This is a genomic window from Stutzerimonas marianensis (assembly GCF_022810315.1).
Lineage (GTDB): Bacteria > Pseudomonadota > Gammaproteobacteria > Pseudomonadales > Pseudomonadaceae > Stutzerimonas > Stutzerimonas marianensis.
Map to the genome: position 1 here is coordinate 1 of NZ_JALGRD010000092.1, position 309 is coordinate 309.

At 48.5% G+C, this 309-nt stretch carries 1 protein-coding gene; it reads right to left on the reverse strand.

Annotated features, from left to right (window positions below; genetic code table 11):
* A partial coding sequence (locus MST27_RS22360; protein ID WP_275973363.1) for a multiheme c-type cytochrome occupies positions 1 to 309 on the reverse strand: 309 nt, incomplete at both ends.

The window sequence follows — 309 nt, forward strand, 5'->3', positions numbered from 1 at the left end:
CCGGTCAGATAACAAATCATTTCCAAACCTAAACGTTCCAAATTCGAAGTCGCATAAAATCTCGGATCTCCGCCTGGCAGCAGGCTGAAGGTATAGTGACCATACCAGTCTGGAGGTGAACCTTCCGGCATCGGGTCGACAACACCGTCCAGGAAGCAACCAACGATGACGGCTGCCGCTTCCCTCCATTTTGTGAAGCTCAAATTCACACCTGCATCCATTTCTTTCAGCTTGTCAGCAGCAAACCTTGGAGAATGGCAATCCTGGCATTTCTTTATCCATGCATCTCTTTTTGCTTTGTGCTTTGGC